16 protein-coding genes are annotated in these 14217 nt (G+C 54.4%); 13 read left to right on the forward strand and 3 right to left on the reverse strand.

Annotation, left to right across the window (positions count from 1 at the left end; genetic code table 11):
- Positions 1 to 98 precede the first annotated feature (98 nt).
- From C7820_RS19625 to C7820_RS19680, 12 genes are all read left to right on the forward strand, one after another.
- The gene (locus C7820_RS19625) at positions 99 to 1259 is read left to right on the forward strand and encodes a polysaccharide deacetylase family protein (RefSeq protein WP_116232436.1); all 1161 of its coding nucleotides are present in this window, start codon (positions 99 to 101) and stop codon (positions 1257 to 1259) included.
- 116 nt (positions 1260 to 1375) lie between these two features.
- Positions 1376 to 1792 carry a phage holin family protein gene (locus tag C7820_RS19630; protein WP_116232437.1) on the forward strand — a complete coding sequence of 139 codons (417 nt, stop codon included), beginning with the start codon at positions 1376 to 1378 and terminating at the stop codon, positions 1790 to 1792.
- 87 nt (positions 1793 to 1879) lie between these two features.
- Positions 1880 to 2167, forward strand: coding sequence for a Dabb family protein (locus tag C7820_RS19635; protein ID WP_076170272.1), 288 nt, complete (start codon positions 1880 to 1882; stop codon positions 2165 to 2167).
- A gap of 155 nt (positions 2168 to 2322) precedes the next feature.
- A complete protein-coding gene (locus C7820_RS19640) occupies positions 2323 to 2748 on the forward strand; it encodes a DUF86 domain-containing protein (protein WP_116232438.1) in 426 nt (141 codons plus the stop codon).
- 184 nt (positions 2749 to 2932) lie between these two features.
- Positions 2933 to 3397 carry a hypothetical protein gene (locus C7820_RS19645; RefSeq protein ID WP_116232439.1) on the forward strand — a complete coding sequence of 155 codons (465 nt, stop codon included), beginning with the start codon at positions 2933 to 2935 and terminating at the stop codon, positions 3395 to 3397.
- Positions 3398 to 3400: 3 nt separating this feature from the next.
- Entirely contained in the window at positions 3401 to 3742 is a 342-nt protein-coding gene (locus C7820_RS19650) for a YtxH domain-containing protein (RefSeq protein ID WP_105441597.1), read from the forward strand.
- A 206-nt stretch (positions 3743 to 3948) separates the two neighbouring features.
- The gene (gene racE, locus C7820_RS19655; RefSeq protein WP_076170743.1) at positions 3949 to 4761 is read left to right on the forward strand and encodes a glutamate racemase; all 813 of its coding nucleotides are present in this window, start codon (positions 3949 to 3951) and stop codon (positions 4759 to 4761) included.
- A 292-nt stretch (positions 4762 to 5053) separates the two neighbouring features.
- Positions 5054 to 6253, forward strand: coding sequence for a M14 family metallopeptidase (locus tag C7820_RS19660; RefSeq protein WP_116232440.1), 1200 nt, complete (start codon positions 5054 to 5056; stop codon positions 6251 to 6253).
- Between the two features lie 167 nt (positions 6254 to 6420).
- Positions 6421 to 6702, forward strand: coding sequence for a hypothetical protein (locus C7820_RS19665; protein WP_116232441.1), 282 nt, complete (start codon positions 6421 to 6423; stop codon positions 6700 to 6702).
- Positions 6703 to 6876: 174 nt separating this feature from the next.
- The gene (locus C7820_RS19670) at positions 6877 to 7179 is read left to right on the forward strand and encodes an iron-sulfur cluster assembly accessory protein (RefSeq protein ID WP_076170266.1); all 303 of its coding nucleotides are present in this window, start codon (positions 6877 to 6879) and stop codon (positions 7177 to 7179) included.
- Positions 7180 to 7313: 134 nt separating this feature from the next.
- Positions 7314 to 7595: a hypothetical protein gene (locus tag C7820_RS19675; protein ID WP_076170265.1), complete on the forward strand. Its 282-nt coding sequence runs from the start codon at positions 7314 to 7316 to the stop codon at positions 7593 to 7595.
- 198 nt (positions 7596 to 7793) lie between these two features.
- Positions 7794 to 8618 (forward strand): aldo/keto reductase, encoded by an 825-nt coding sequence (locus C7820_RS19680; protein WP_116232442.1) that lies wholly within the window; start codon positions 7794 to 7796, stop codon positions 8616 to 8618.
- Between the two features lie 37 nt (positions 8619 to 8655).
- On the opposite strand, the gene C7820_RS19685 is transcribed toward C7820_RS19680, so the two are convergent.
- Together C7820_RS19685 and C7820_RS19690 are read right to left on the reverse strand one after the other, a co-directional pair.
- Positions 8656 to 10629, reverse strand: a complete 1974-nt coding sequence (locus C7820_RS19685) for an LTA synthase family protein (protein ID WP_116232687.1) — start codon at positions 10627 to 10629, stop codon at positions 8656 to 8658.
- A gap of 128 nt (positions 10630 to 10757) precedes the next feature.
- Positions 10758 to 11897 (reverse strand): THUMP domain-containing class I SAM-dependent RNA methyltransferase, encoded by a 1140-nt coding sequence (locus tag C7820_RS19690; protein WP_076170263.1) that lies wholly within the window; start codon positions 11895 to 11897, stop codon positions 10758 to 10760.
- Between the two features lie 193 nt (positions 11898 to 12090).
- Here C7820_RS19690 and C7820_RS19695 point away from each other — a divergent pair, with 193 nt between their 5' ends.
- On the forward strand, positions 12091 to 12717 hold the full coding sequence (locus C7820_RS19695; RefSeq protein WP_116232443.1) for an O-methyltransferase: 627 nt from the start codon (positions 12091 to 12093) through the stop codon (positions 12715 to 12717).
- Positions 12718 to 12813: 96 nt separating this feature from the next.
- Here the strand turns inward: C7820_RS19695 and C7820_RS19700 are convergent, their stop codons facing one another.
- Positions 12814 to 14076, reverse strand: a complete 1263-nt coding sequence (locus C7820_RS19700) for an asparaginase (protein WP_116232444.1) — start codon at positions 14074 to 14076, stop codon at positions 12814 to 12816.
- Between the last annotated feature and the right edge of the window lie 141 nt (positions 14077 to 14217).

Here is a 14217-nt window from a genome sequence, read left to right on the forward strand (position 1 = left end):
TCGCCAGCCGGGAAGGGTACAATGCAAGGGTGCTAGATTACTAGATTCGCGTATCTACGACATCTTAGCCAAATCCGAGAGAAAAAGGTTGGTAGATTATGTTGAAAAAGAAGTTGCACTACTCGAAATGGCTCTTATCATTCCTGCTTATTTTTGGCACCGTCCTTTCGGCAGAAGGGGGGCTGGCTACGGCCGCAGGCAGCACGGCAACCTCCGTCAAGGCTTCCGTCTTTGTCGCAGTCAATGACAAACTGATCACTTATGACCAGCCCCAGCCGCTTATACATAACGGTACATTGTTTGTACCCGTCGCCTCTACGGTTTCCCAAATGAATGCGTCGGCGAAGTACGCCGCAGGCAAGCTGACCATTTCGCGCGGAAAGCAGGCACTTGTCCTGACGGTTCCCGGGAAGGACGCCATTCTGAAAAACGGAAGAACGCTCGTCTCCCTGCGGAAGCTGACCGACAAGTTCGGCTATCAAATTTCCTACAACGCCGCCCAGTCGCTGTATCGTGCGGTGAACAGCTCCGCCTCCTTGACGGACCATCAGCTGGCGCTGAAATACAGCACGTATATCAAGGAACATAAGAAGACGGCTGTCCAAAAACCTTCTACGGGGAACGGCACGACGGCGCAGCAGGGCAGCAAAGTGATCTACATTACGTTCGACGACGGTCCGAATGCAGGTACGACCCGTCTGCTCGACGTGCTGGACCGCAATCAGGTGAAGGCGACCTTCTTTATGCTGGGAAATAACATTGCTTCGCATCCGTCCGCAGTCCGTAGAATCGTGAAGGAAGGGCATGGGGCCGGCCTGCACGGCATGAGCCACAAGAAGAATACGTTCTACGCATCACCTTCGTCTGCGCTGGGTGAGATGAACACCGATAACGACAAGCTGCACGCCGCTGCTGGCGTTTATACGAAAATGATCCGCCCGCCTTATGGAAGCAAGCCGTATTTTACTCAGAGCTACCGGGATTTGACGGCTTCGTACGGCTACCATCTGTGGGATTGGAACATCGATTCGGACGACTGGCGCTACAAGAGTAATCCGCAGACGATTTATAACAACGTGCTGAGAGATGTGAAGGCCATGAAGAAGAGAGGGGTTACCCCGATCGTGCTCTTCCATGACCAGACGGCGACCACGTCGATTCTGGACAAGCTGATCAAAGCGCTGAAAGCCGAAGGTTACACGTTCAAGCCGCTGACCAACAGCACGCCGCCGGTCAACTTCTGGAACGACAAACGGTAAGACCAATCGCCTGGCAAATCTATGAAATAGGCCGGTGAGGGAAGATATCCGGCTGCGCAGATTCCTTTCTCCTTTCATACTCATATAAGAGATGGTAGGAAAGGAGGGGCTGTGAGATGAATCATCTGGCTGTTAACGGCATCAGTGCGGTCGCCGGAGGAATTCTTACCGTTGTATTGGGAGGGTGGGATCAGCTGCTTACGGTGTTTCTGATCACCATACTCATCGACTATGCAACAGGGGTTCTGGCCTCCATCAAGGAAGGATCCGGCTTGGACAGCCAGGTCGGATTCTGGGGTCTTACCCGGAAAGCGCTGATGCTGCTCGTCATCGTCCTTGCGCACCAGATGGACGTGCTGATCGGCAGCGGGAGCGACGTCATCAAGACGGGGGCGATCTATTTTTACATGTCCAACGAACTCATATCGATTACCGAAAATTACGGACGGCTTGGCCTGCCCCTGCCGGATAAAATCCGCCAGCTCATCGCCGTTTTGCGAAATAAAGACAAAGGTAACGGTCCGGATCTGTGACGGTTCTTCATGTTTCCTTTCCCTGAGGGGGAGGATATGGTATATTTTTCTCAGTACACTTTTCGAATGGGACAAGGAGCATGATACATGATTAAGCATATCGTCTTCTTTAAATTAAAGGACAGATCACCGGAAAGTATTGAACGCACCGCCGCGGTCCTCCGCAATATGGAGGGGAAGATTCCGCAACTCGTATCGATTGAGGTTGGGCTCGACGTCATCCATTCGGAACGTTCTTTTGATATCGCGCTGGTGACGGAGCTTGCATCGCTGGAAGATTTGCAGGCTTACCAGGTTCATCCTGAGCACCAGATCGTGATCCGCCACATCAACGAAGTGAAAGACGTATCCGTGAGTGTGGACTACGAATTCTAAAGAATAGGAAGAATGGGACATGAGCGATTTAGAATATCCAATGGAGACCTTATTCCTGCTCATCGTATTTATTGCGGCCTTGTTTGTCATGTTATTCTGGCTGAAGCGCCGCGGAAAACGGGACAAATAAATTTCCACATCATGGAGGTAAGGCCGTGTATTACGTGAACCAGGAACAAATTCAGCGGCGTCTGGAAGCGATTCCGGACATCGTGGAAGCATTGAAGCAGGTTGCCGGGAATTGGGATGGCGGGATTGTGTCCGGTTTCGTTCAGGAACGGGCGCTGCATTTGGCCATCGAGGTCGTAACCGATGTCGGCAGCTATTTAATTGATGGATTTATTATGCGCGACGCAAGCAGCTACGAGGATATCGTAGAAATTACGCATGAGGAGCGCGTGTTTGACGATGAAGTGTTTGCCGTGCTGGCGGAGCTCGTCAGTCTCCGCAAACCGTTGGTGCAGGAATATTATGCATGGAACCGGAGAAGCCTGCACAAGCTGACCCCGGTCTTGCCGGACATTCTCGAACAGTTTTCCGTGCAGGTGCGTGATTATTTGAAGCAGGAGCTGGGTGCGTAATCCGGTTCTCCGCCGCAGCGGCATAGGTTGTTATTGGCCCGTCCATGGGAATGGACGGGCCTTTTTGTGTTTCTGCAGATTTTTTAAAAAAATAGCGCCCATTTTGTGTCAAGACAACCCCGCCCTGCTTATAATACACCATCAACTAGGCATTAGCCCGGCTGGGCGAAGGGAGTGAAACATCATGGCGGAATGGGGCTATATACTCATCGCTTGCGGATTTATCATGTTCGCTGTTGTGGCAATGATCCTTCTACATACGCTGAGGAGAGTACTGCTGCGGGCGGAATCCGTTCTGGGGAAGGCGGGAGCCGACATGACACAGCTGGCTGCAGAATCCAGGGAGCTGCTGACACAGGCATCTTCAACACTGTCGCTTCTGCATGAGCGGGTGGAAGACATCGAACCGTTCAGTTCATCGCTGCGGCTGGCTGGCGAAACTTTAACCGGCACGCTGGAGCGGGTGGATTCGATTTCGAAGCTCGTCACCGATTCCGCCATGGAGCGCCTGGAGAAAGCCCACCGTGACAACGAGCTTCGGCTCGCGGAAGCGTTCCGGTGGCTGGATGTGGGGCTGTCGGTATGGCACTCCTGGAAGCAGGAGGCTTACCCGCCGGGAACGGTGCCAACAAGCGAAAAGGAGAGATGAGATATGAAGGAAAAGAATAAAAGCCTGCTGTGGGGCGCATTGGTCGGAAGTATTGTAGGGTCGGTAACCGCGCTGCTGCTTGCGCCGAAATCCGGGAAAGAACTGCGTCAGGATATTGCGGAGGGCGCACGGACGGTTGGCGGCAAAACCCAGGAATGGGCCGGCAAGGTGAAGGATACCGCAGGCAACGTCATTGCCGATATCCAATCCTGGCGCAAGTCCAAGGCTGACGGTGAAGAAGCCGGAGAACTGGCCCAGATCTCCTCTTTCTCGGAAGAAACCGCTGGCGAGCCCGATGAGTTCGAAGATCTCGATTTGACCGATGCCGAAGCGAAGCGGGACTAATTTGGAAGCAGGCATGGATTCAGAAACGTAAAACGCAGGCCCACTCCTGGTGTCACCCGGGAGCAGGGCCTGTTTTTCCATATTTTCGGGTGCGATGCCGCGGTTGTCCGAAAAAACGAAATGGGTTAAGATATGAGGTACGTTTTGTTGACGGTTTTCATATGGTAGCTACAGAGAGAAGAAAACGAGAAGGAAGCGGTGTGTTCGTGCAGCAGGCAATCGCAATTTTAGACTCGGGTGTGGGCGGGCTCACCGTGGCCAAAGAGGTCATGAGACAGCTCCCACGGGAAAAAATCATATATTTTGGAGACACCGCCCGCACCCCTTACGGACCCCGTTCGTCCGATGAAGTGAGAAAATTTACGGAGCAGATCGTCGATTTTCTGATCCAATTCAGTCCCAAGACGATCGTGATCGCCTGCAATACGGCGACAGCTGCGGCGCTGGACTATATTTCCGGGAAAGTGCCGATTCCGGTCATCGGGGTGATTCATCCCGGAGCCAGAGCCGCCATCAGCGCGACCAAAACCGGTCAGGTGGGTGTCATCGGGACCGTCGGTACGATTCGCAGCGGGGCCTATACCACCGCGCTGCAGCAGCTGTCGCCTTATGTCAAGGTGGTCAGCCAGGCTTGTCCGGATCTGGTGCCGCTCGTGGAGCAGGGCTTGTTCCGCTCAGAAGAAACAACGGCGATCGTGGAAAGGTCGCTCGCGGGAATCCGCCAATCCGACATCGATTGTCTGATTTTGGGATGCACGCATTATCCCTTTTTGAAGGATACGATCCAGGAAGTGATCGGCAGCAGTGTCAAGCTGATCAGCTCGGCGAACGAGACGGCCCGTGAAATCAGCACCATTCTGTATAATCAAGGGCAGCTCGCCAGCCGGGAGGAGAGCCCGGTCCATCAGTTTTTTTGCAGCGGCGACCCCGAAATGTTTAAACGGATCGCAAAGCTGTGGCTGGGGGAGCAAATCCGGCGGACGCCGGTCGTATGGCAGGTCTCCAAATTTGATGAATAAGGATTTTGGATGGTCTCAAATCCGTAAGCCGCCTTCAAGGTGACTTACGGATTTTTTGGATATCAGGAAGTCGCGGCTTTCCTATCGTGTGAAAACTCCGTTTAAATGGAGTCTGGCTTCCTTGAGGTTTGGCTTAGAGTGATCGAGGAACATTTTACATACATGCCCTTATCATCGATTTCAACAGGGCGTTAGGGACCGTTTTTACCGCATGGGCCAAGCTCACAGGGGCATACAATGTTACGAATGGTGATGATGACTGCGGCCTAGTCCCGCGGAAAGGAACGATGCCATGCAGCAGTATACTGTGAAGAAAGGCGACACCCTGAGACGCATCGCCGCAAGCAGGGGGTTATCGGCGAGTCATATTATCAATGCCAACCCTTGGGCTTCCAACCAGCCCTATTTAATTCCGGGGCAGATTCTGTACCTTCCCTCTTCTCCGCGTAGAAGGTATGAGGTTCAGGCCGGCGATACACTGGACCGCATCGCTGCGGCCTTTCAAACCCGGGAAGAGGCGATCATGGAGATGAATCCCGGCATCTCGCCGCATGTTCTTCCCGAAGGGCGCGTCCTGGTGCTTCCTCCGTCCGAACGGGCGGGTATCGTCCAGCTTCAGGGAGAATACGGTTACCGTCAGATGAAGGATGATATCCGGCAGTTGGCGGCGTTCTATTCTAAGATCGAAACCGGATCGATTGGAGAGAGCGTGCTCGGAAAACCGCTTCCGTATGTAAAAATCGGGGAAGGCGGCAAACATATACATGTGAACGCTTCCATCCACGCTAACGAATGGATTACGACGCCGTCCGTCATGCGTTTCATCGAGGAATACGTCTGCAGTCTGCAACGCGGGCAGCGCTGGAACGGCTATGATCCCGTGCAGTGGTACCAGCAGTGCACGCTCTGGGTCGTTCCGATGGTCAATCCGGACGGCGTGGAGCTGGTTCAGGAAGGGATTCATCCCGGACATCCGTATTACAGGCAGCTGACGGAGTGGAACGGCTGCCGCCGCGACTTCCGGCATTGGAAGGCCAATATTCACGGCGTGGACCTGGGCGATCAGTTCCCGGCCCATTGGGAGGAAGAGGTGCAAAGGCGGGGCAAACGGTCTCCGTCCCCCCGGGATTACCCGGGTACCGCCCCGCTGACGGAGCCGGAAGCGGCGGCGCTGGCGGCCTTTACGCTGGAAACTTCGCCCGATGCGGCCGTATCTCTGCACAGCCAGGGGCAGGAGATTTACTGGAATTACCGCAACTATGAGCCCAAGGAGAGCCGGGAATGGTCAAGGCGCCTGGGCCAGGTCAGCGGCTATCGTCCCGTGAAGCTGGAAGGCAGCGACGCCGGCTATAAAGACTGGTTTATCCAGCATTTCCGCCGTCCCGGCTTTACGGTCGAGGTCGGGTTGGGCAAAAACCCGCTTCCGCTTGAGGATTACGATCAAATCAGCCTGGACGTCGGTTTGATTCTTGCTGAACTCATGTCATTGTGAAAAAAATATTGAAACATTTTCTGCAAGATTACGTATGATATGATTAAGGGAGCGGACGCTGTGTTAGGTTTAAGTAGAGACCGGCGATCGTTTCCTTTTTCGCGTAAGAGCTCGTCCGGGTCCGGATGGATCCGTACCACACATATACAAGAAGAGGAGGGAAAGGCATGAAATGGAGAAGATTGCTGTCGCTGCGGCGCTGGTCCCACATGTTCTCCCGGATTTGGCGCTACCTGGTTTCACCTCAAGTGGCCATTACGGACAAGCTGCTGTTTCTCGTTCCGGTGGTGCTGTATTGGGTGCTGCCCGACGTTATGCCGTTTATCCCGATTGACGATATAGGAGTAACGATGCTGATGACGGGATGGTTTGTCTCCCGGATGGATAAAAAATACCCCGGGCTGCTGGACGGCAGCGCGATTCATCCGCCCAAGGGTCCGGTGCGCTGAGGCTTCTTGCCATCCTATATCCGATACTGTACAATCAATAGTTACAAATAGAATGAACTCAAGAAATTTATGTTGGAGAGCTTGGATAAGCTGTTACAACAGGGGTTCAATTCGGAACTTGAGTTCAATCTATACCGTATGTAAAACTGACCTTACCTATAGGAGATGTAGCCGATGAAATGCAAAATTACCCGCAATGCGGCCAAGGTGCTTAAAAAAGAACTCGAGAAGGAAGAAAACCGCGATCTGAAGCTTCGCGTGCTCGTGACCCACGCCCATGGCGACCATGCGCACTACGGCCTGGATATGGACAAGCCCAAGGATTCGGATGAAATCGTCAGCACTGATAAGGAAATCGATGTGCTTCTGGACAAGAATGAGCCGCTTCTTGACGGCGTCAAAATCGACTATTTGTATTTTCCGCAGGAAGGCTTTGTGATCACCAATCCATCCCAAGGCAATCACGGCGATCACTAAGGCGCTCTATTGCGAACCTGCGTGCAGGGATCTGGTGGAAAATGGTGGATTCCCGGATTGCTGCATAGTTCCGCTCCTTCCATACCATTCTAAGGACGGGTAGGAACTTTGTAGTGAAGGGAGAGCAACTGTTTATGACAACACGTTACGATTCCAGTCTGCAATCACAAAATTCGGTATCCCAGGCTCAAAACGCGGTGGAGAAGCTCCACAACGCGGTTTCCTCGGCTCTGTCCCATCCGACCGGGCAAATGATCGAGCAGGCGCACAACCGTCTGGCTCATACGGAACAAGCCGTACGTCAAGCTGGCCTGGCGGAGAACCGTCAAGCTGTCGAATTGGCTGAAGAAATGCTGGCCGAGGAAAAGAGCCGTTTGGCGTCACTGACGTCCGAAGAAGGGAAATCGAATTCGTAGGTTCCTGTCTGAACCCGTGAAGCGCACTGCGCTTTGCGGGTTTTTTTGCATGTCATCATTCTGGATTCGGGTCAAATCCATACAGCGAGAGTGCCGACTATATTGAAAGGGCTTTTTTGGGGCCCGTCCCTGATTATGTTATAATGAGGATTGTCTTCTTTAGTCTCCTCATTATTTCATAAGGAAGGTTGTGAGAGTATGAAGCACATTACCGATTGCACCATCCTGAATAACGGAGTTACGATGCCATGGCTTGGACTGGGCACTTACAAAGCCCAAGGGGACGATGTGTATAAGGCGGTAAAGCTGGCGCTGGAGATCGGCTACCGAAGCATTGACACCGCAAAGGTTTACGGCAACGAGGAAGAAGTGGGCCGCGCGATTGCCGAGAGCGGCATTCCGAGAGGCGAGCTTTTCGTCACGACCAAAGTGTGGAACGACGACCAGGGTTATGATTCCACACTCCGGGCCTTCGAAGGGAGCCAGAAGCGGCTAGGCCTCGAGGTCATCGATTTGTACCTGATTCATTGGCCTGGCAAAGACAAATTCAAAGATACGTGGAAAGCGATGGAGCGCCTGTATGAGGAAGGACAAATCCGGGCCATCGGCGTCAGCAACTTCCACGTTCATCATCTAAAGGACCTGCTGCAGGACAGCAGGACGGTTCCTGCCGTGAATCAGGTGGAGCTGCACCCGCGGCTGATCCAGCAGGATCTGCAGGATTTCTGCGGCGCACAGGGAATCCAGCTCGAAGCGTGGAGCCCGCTGATGCAGGGCAAGCTTACCGACGATTCGACGCTGGCGGGCATCGCCCAGAAATACGGCAAAACGCCGGCCCAGGTTATCCTGCGCTGGAACCTCCAGAACAAGATCGTCACGATTCCGAAGTCCGTTACACCTTCCCGGATACGCGAGAATGCGGACATCTTTGATTTCGAGCTGTCGTCCGATGAAATCAAGAAGATCGACAGCCTTAATCAGAACCGCCGCGTCGGCAGCGATCCGGACAAGCTTCTGTTCTAGCATAATCTTCGATATAAGCAGCAAAAACCCGGACTCCTTAAGGAGTTCCGGGTTTTTCATTTTGATTGAGCTTAGGGATCAGATCATACTGCAAGGTTTCATCGGAGGTGTACAGCTCCTTTTTCGCCCGGTCGTAGCCGGCACGGCAAGTGCTGACATCAACCGTTTTGCCGTTCTCCAGACTATAGCAGCTGCCATCCTCGAACATGCCGCTTTGGGAGGGAATGTAGAAGCGTTTGCCGTCTGTATAAGCTCCGCTGCGCAGGACCACGAACCGGTCTTGGCCGTCAAACAGGTCATTTCCCATCATGTACTGGGACTTGGTGGAAATACCCAGCAGGTGCAGGAGCGATGGCGCCATGTCCAGCTGTCCGGCTGGTTGGTCATACACCCCTGCGCCTTCCCCGTCCGGCAGATGCACGAGGAGCGGCACCTCGTTCATGATCTGCTCCATGTCCAAATCGGTCAGGCTTTTGCCCAGAAACTTCTCATAGACGGCTTTGTCCTTCACCGAATTGTCATGATCCCCGTAGATATACAGGATGGTATGATCCCAAAGGCCGTCCTGCTTCAGCCGTTCCACCAACTGACCGAGCGCTGCGTCCACATAGTGGATCGCCTGCAGGTAATCTCCGAAGACGGTTCCGTCGAACTCGCCGACATTCAGCTCCTGCACGTCGTCCGGCAGCGAGAACGGATGGTGGGAGGAGAGTGTAATCAGAAACGAGTAGAACGGCTGCGGAAGCCGCTTAATTTGATCCATGGACTGCTTGAAAAAGGATTTGTCCCCGAGCGACCAGCCGAGAGGCTCGTCGATATCGTAATCCTTTTTGCTGAAAAACCGGTCGTAGCCCAAGGTTTCGTACATTGCATTCCGGTTCCAGAAGCTGCCGTCATAAGCATGGAACGCATTTGGCGTGTAGCCGTGCTCCTTCAGGATCGCCGGGAGCGAGTTGAACTGATGGTTTGCGTAGCGGATGAATACCGAGCCGTACGGAACCGGATGCAGGGAAGTCTGGGACGAGAAATCCGCATCGGAGGTTCTGCCCTGGCCGGTTTGATGATAATAATGGCTGAAGTACATGCTTTCCTTCATGAGCCGGTTGAAGTTCGGCGTGATTTCCTGTCCGCCGATCTGCTTGCCGATCATGAAATTCATGAACGCCTCGGTCTGGATGACCATGACGTTGCTGCCCTTGTATTTGCCGAACATGGCGTCGTTCTCCGAACGCGTTGTATCTTTATGATCAAACCATTCCTGCACATTGTCGACTTCGCCCGAAGCGAGCACGGGCTTTGGACCCAAATGCTCTTTACCGAAGCGGTATGCGTCGTATACATGAAAACCGAGCAGCCCGGTTACGTTATAAAGCGAAAGGTTCCACCAATTTCCGGTAAAAAGGCCGACAGCGTAGTAATCGATGTAGAACTTGAGCGGCGCAAACGTTACGACGCAGCCGATCACCAGGGCGGCGATCCCGGATGAGAAGCGGCGGGCGAATCCGGCCTTCCGGGATGGTGATTTTCCGATAGTAAAATTCAGTGCCCCCCGTGCCGGACTTCGCCATCCTGACGGCTTCCATATCGCGATGACGGCCAGCAGCAGCCAATCCGCGGCAAACCATAGATCGCTCCAATGAAGCAGTGTCATAATGCTGTCCCCGAGGGAGTCCACCTGACTTGCCTGCATCATCACCGTAAAGGTGACCAGATCCTGAAAATATCGGTAGTACACCAAGTCCGTGTACATCAGCGCCGTAAGCAATAGGTTAACGACGATAAGCGCGATCCGCTGCCCGCGCCGGGGAAGCCATAAGGTCCAGAACGATACGAGGATCAGGGATCCGAGGCCGATAAAAAAGTCCAGCGGGTTGAAATCGATTTTGCTGATATGAAGTTTAAAATGGAAAAGAAGCAGCTTATATATCATGAACAGCAAAAATAGGCTGTATGTGAAGTAACGGGAGCGGATGAACCGCCCGAAGCCGCCATTTGAAGCGTGACTGGACATGCTGTATGAGTAGTTCAAATTGGACAACCTCCTGCTATAGCGTTGTAAATAGGTCATGATAAGAAATACCCCAAAACCATATAGGAGCTGTCCAAAGTGGACAGCTCCTGACAAAGCGGCAGCGTTTGTTACGAACGGCGGGGCGGAAGAGGCCCCAGGAATTGATAATATTGGCACTCGATGCGGCCGTTGAACAGCTTCCGCCGCTTGTCGGCCTTCCGGCCGAAGTAATGCTCGAACTGTTTGGTCGGGCTTAAGGCAAAGAAGGACCACGTCGGCAGCTGATTGGCCGTATGCCCCAGCGTGCGGACAAGCTTCTCGACTTCGGTCTTCTCGCTGAGCCGCTCCCCGTACGGCGGGTTGGTAATCAGGCAGCCGTATTCCCCTTGCGGATGGGCTTTGGAGGCAGGGAGCACCTGAAAATCGATCTCGCCAGCGAGGCCTGCGCTCTTGGCGGCTGCTTTGGCGACTTCGATCGCCTTCGGATCGATATCGCTGCCGGTCAGCTGGAGCGGCTCATCGTCCTGCACCGCATCGAACGCTTCCTCGCGCGCCTCGCTCCACAGCTCCTCAGGAATGGCCGGCCAGTGCTCCGAAGGGAAGGAACGGCGCAGACCCGGCGCAATGTTCCAGCCGAGGAGAGCCGCTTCGATCAGGATCGTGCCGGAGCCGCAGCAGGGATCATACAGCGGCCGCGACGGATTCCAGCGGCTTATCTGCAGCAAAGCGGCGGCCATTGTCTCCTTCAGCGGGGCTTCGGTAACCAGCTTGCGGTATCCCCGCTTGTGCAGGGCCGGCCCGGTCGTATCCAGCGTCAGCAGCGCCACGTCCTTGAGCAGATTGACTTCGATGACATAGCGCGGACCGTTCTCCTGGAACCACTCGGTATGATAGCTCTGTTTCAGCTTTTCAACGATCGCTTTCTTGACGATGCCCTGACAGGCGGGCACGCTGCTGAGCTGGGAGTGGTGGGAGCGGCCTTCCACGGGGAACTCCCCGTTCGCCGGAATCCAGTCCTGCCAGGGCAGGGCTTTGGTCCCTTCAAACAATTCGTCAAACGTCTTGGCGGGGAATTCCCCCATTTTGACGAGGATGCGGTCGGACGTCCGGAGCCACAGGTTGCAGCGGCAAATATCTTTGTAATCTCCGGTAAAATTGACCCTTCCGTTCTCGACTTGAACGTCGTTATAACCTAATTCCTTTAACTCGCGCGCGACGATGGCTTCAAGGCCCATCGGGGCGGTTGCAATCAACTGCAGCTCTGGCATGGTGCGTGTTCAACTCCATTATTCTTGTAGACTACCGTAAAAATTCATACAATGATGGTAGATCCCGCAGCGGCGTTCGGGTGCGGATCTTTGTTCATCCTCACATTATAGGATAATGTAAAGTCAATCACAAACATTTGTGTTCGTTACGTAAAAATTGCCGGGTCCGGTAGGAAAAAGGGGAAGTAGGAAAGTGAATCCAGAACAATATGCAGACCATTTTATCGAAAATGACGAGATCCTGAATCGGGTCAAGCAGGTGACTGCCGAGAAAGGCATGCCCGAAATCGCCATCGCGCCGGGCTACGGACGGCTGCTGACGCTGCTGGTCAAGGCGACGGGAGCGGCCCGTGTCCTGGAGATCGGGGCGCTGGGCGGATACAGCGGCATTTGTCTCGCCAGGGGGCTTGCGCCGGAAGGAACGCTTACCTCGCTCGAACTGAAGCAGGAATTTGCGGACGTTGCGCGGGCCAATGTGACTGAAGCCGGGTTCGGCGGCCAGGTGGAATACCGGGTCGGACCGGCTCTGGAGAGCCTGGCGCAGCTGAAGGCGGAGGGGCAGAGGTTCGACTTCTTCTTTATCGATGCGGATAAGGAGAACTATCCGAATTACCTGGAGTACGCGATCGAACTGGCCAATCCGGGCGCGCTGATTGCGGGCGACAACACCTTTCTGCGGGGGCGGACCCTCAACCCCGACAAAAACGGCCCTTCGGTGCAGGCGATCCGCCGCTTTAACGAAGCGATGGCGACCGACGACCGGTTGATCGGAACCATTCTCCCTGCTTATGACGGGCTGGCGGTGGCCATGGTCAAGTAAAACAGCAAACGAAAGCCCGATCCGGATGCAGTCCAGGATCGGGCTTTTTTTGGAATGAAATAAAGATGATGAGTGCATGATTCCCTGAATGACAGCTTATTCGATTTCCGTGACCCCGTAGGTCGTGAACCACGACTTGACCGTTTCAAAGTCGCTGCTGAAGGACAGGCAGAGCATCAGCAGGATGCGGGCCTGCTGCGGACTCAAGTTGTCCCCGGAAATGATGCCCTTTCCGCCGCCGTAGACGCTGCCGGAACCGGTCCGGGTCGTGGTGACGAAGACCACACCCTGCTCAACCGCCTTGCTGCGCGCCTTGCTCATCGCGGATGAAATGCCTCCGGCTCCGGTGCCTGCGGTAACAATGCCTTTGGCTCCGGCAGCGGTAAACCCTTCGATGGCTTCGCCGCCCGCGTCTTGATAGGAATAGGCGATTTCGGTTTTCGCCAGATCGGACTTTTTGATTTTGGCGAGGTCGAAGACCGGCTTGCCTTTGCCCGGCCCAAGCAGGGCCCGTTCCGGAGCCCGGTAAATGCGGATCGTCGTTTCATCGATATATCCGACGGCCCCGAGCATCGGCGTCTCGAAAGTGTCGACGCGGTAATCGTTCGTTTTCGTGACCCCGCGGGCGAGGTTGATCGTGTCATTCAGCATGAGGACGGTGCCGAACGAGGCGGTCCGGCCGCTTGCCGACAGCTTGATGGCGTTATAAAGGTTCGCCTTGGCGTCGGAGCCGACGACCGTCCACGGCCGCATGGATCCTGTAATGACGACCGGCTTGTCGCTTTGCACGGTCAGATCCAGGAAGTAGGCGATTTCCTCCATTGTGTCGGTTCCGGAAGTGACGACGACGCCGTCGTAGGATTTGAGCGCTTCGTCTACGGTCTTGGACAGGTCGTACAGATCGGCCATCGAATAGGCGGAGGAGCCTGAGTTGCCGAATTGGAGCGTTTCGACGTCGGCGATTTTTTGCTTGTCCGGGAGCTCGCTCACCATTTGCGCGATAGGAATACTGCCCGCCTTGTAATTTTGGAAGCTGGTCTGGTCGACGGACTGCCCGGCGATGGTGCCGCCTGTGGCGATCACCAGCACGTTAGGCAGCTTGGAGGCCTTGTCGGCATCGGTGATCGGCGGGATGGCCGTGTTGCGAACCGGGGTGGTTGTGCCGGTTGTCGTTGTGGTTGCAGGTGCGGTTGTCGTTACAGCGGGACTTGTCGTTACGGTTGCCGATGCTGTCACCGAGCTGCTTGTTACCGCTGCCGCGTCGGCGAATACGCTGCCTGCCGGTGCGGCGAAGAGGGACAGTGCCGTCAGCGCAGATGCATGAATCAGGGACCACTTGCCGAATTTTCTTTTCTCCATTAATCGATCAGCTCCTCATGTATATGTAATGGTTATGTAATAAAATCTAAGATGATCATATATGGTGTTAGGTTATATGACAAATGAAAAAGGTTGGCGTGTAAGCGTTTGTTATCGGAGAAAATGATAGATAATAACCGT

It is taken from the genome of Paenibacillus sp. VMFN-D1, assembly GCF_003386155.1.
In the GTDB taxonomy this organism is placed as follows: Bacteria; Bacillota; Bacilli; order Paenibacillales; family Paenibacillaceae; genus Paenibacillus_AQ; species Paenibacillus_AQ favisporus.

Bases quoted from the DNA above. Each gene is read 5' to 3' on its own strand.
- C7820_RS19625 (WP_116232436.1), top strand. From the start codon at position 99: ATGTTGAAAAAGAAGTTGCACTACTCGAAATGGCTCTTATCATTCCTG.
- C7820_RS19630 (WP_116232437.1), top strand. From the start codon at position 1,376: ATGAATCATCTGGCTGTTAACGGCATCAGTGCGGTCGCCGGAGGAATT.
- C7820_RS19635 (WP_076170272.1), top strand. From the start codon at position 1,880: ATGATTAAGCATATCGTCTTCTTTAAATTAAAGGACAGATCACCGGAA.
- C7820_RS19645 (WP_116232439.1), top strand. From the start codon at position 2,933: ATGGCGGAATGGGGCTATATACTCATCGCTTGCGGATTTATCATGTTC.
- C7820_RS19650 (WP_105441597.1), top strand. From the start codon at position 3,401: ATGAAGGAAAAGAATAAAAGCCTGCTGTGGGGCGCATTGGTCGGAAGT.
- C7820_RS19660 (WP_116232440.1), top strand. From the start codon at position 5,054: ATGCAGCAGTATACTGTGAAGAAAGGCGACACCCTGAGACGCATCGCC.
- C7820_RS19665 (WP_116232441.1), top strand. From the start codon at position 6,421: ATGAAATGGAGAAGATTGCTGTCGCTGCGGCGCTGGTCCCACATGTTC.
- C7820_RS19670 (WP_076170266.1), top strand. From the start codon at position 6,877: ATGAAATGCAAAATTACCCGCAATGCGGCCAAGGTGCTTAAAAAAGAA.
- C7820_RS19675 (WP_076170265.1), top strand. From the start codon at position 7,314: ATGACAACACGTTACGATTCCAGTCTGCAATCACAAAATTCGGTATCC.
- C7820_RS19680 (WP_116232442.1), top strand. From the start codon at position 7,794: ATGAAGCACATTACCGATTGCACCATCCTGAATAACGGAGTTACGATG.
- C7820_RS19685 (WP_116232687.1), bottom strand. From the start codon at position 10,629: ATGTCCAGTCACGCTTCAAATGGCGGCTTCGGGCGGTTCATCCGCTCC.
- C7820_RS19690 (WP_076170263.1), bottom strand. From the start codon at position 11,897: ATGCCAGAGCTGCAGTTGATTGCAACCGCCCCGATGGGCCTTGAAGCC.
- C7820_RS19700 (WP_116232444.1), bottom strand. From the start codon at position 14,076: ATGGAGAAAAGAAAATTCGGCAAGTGGTCCCTGATTCATGCATCTGCG.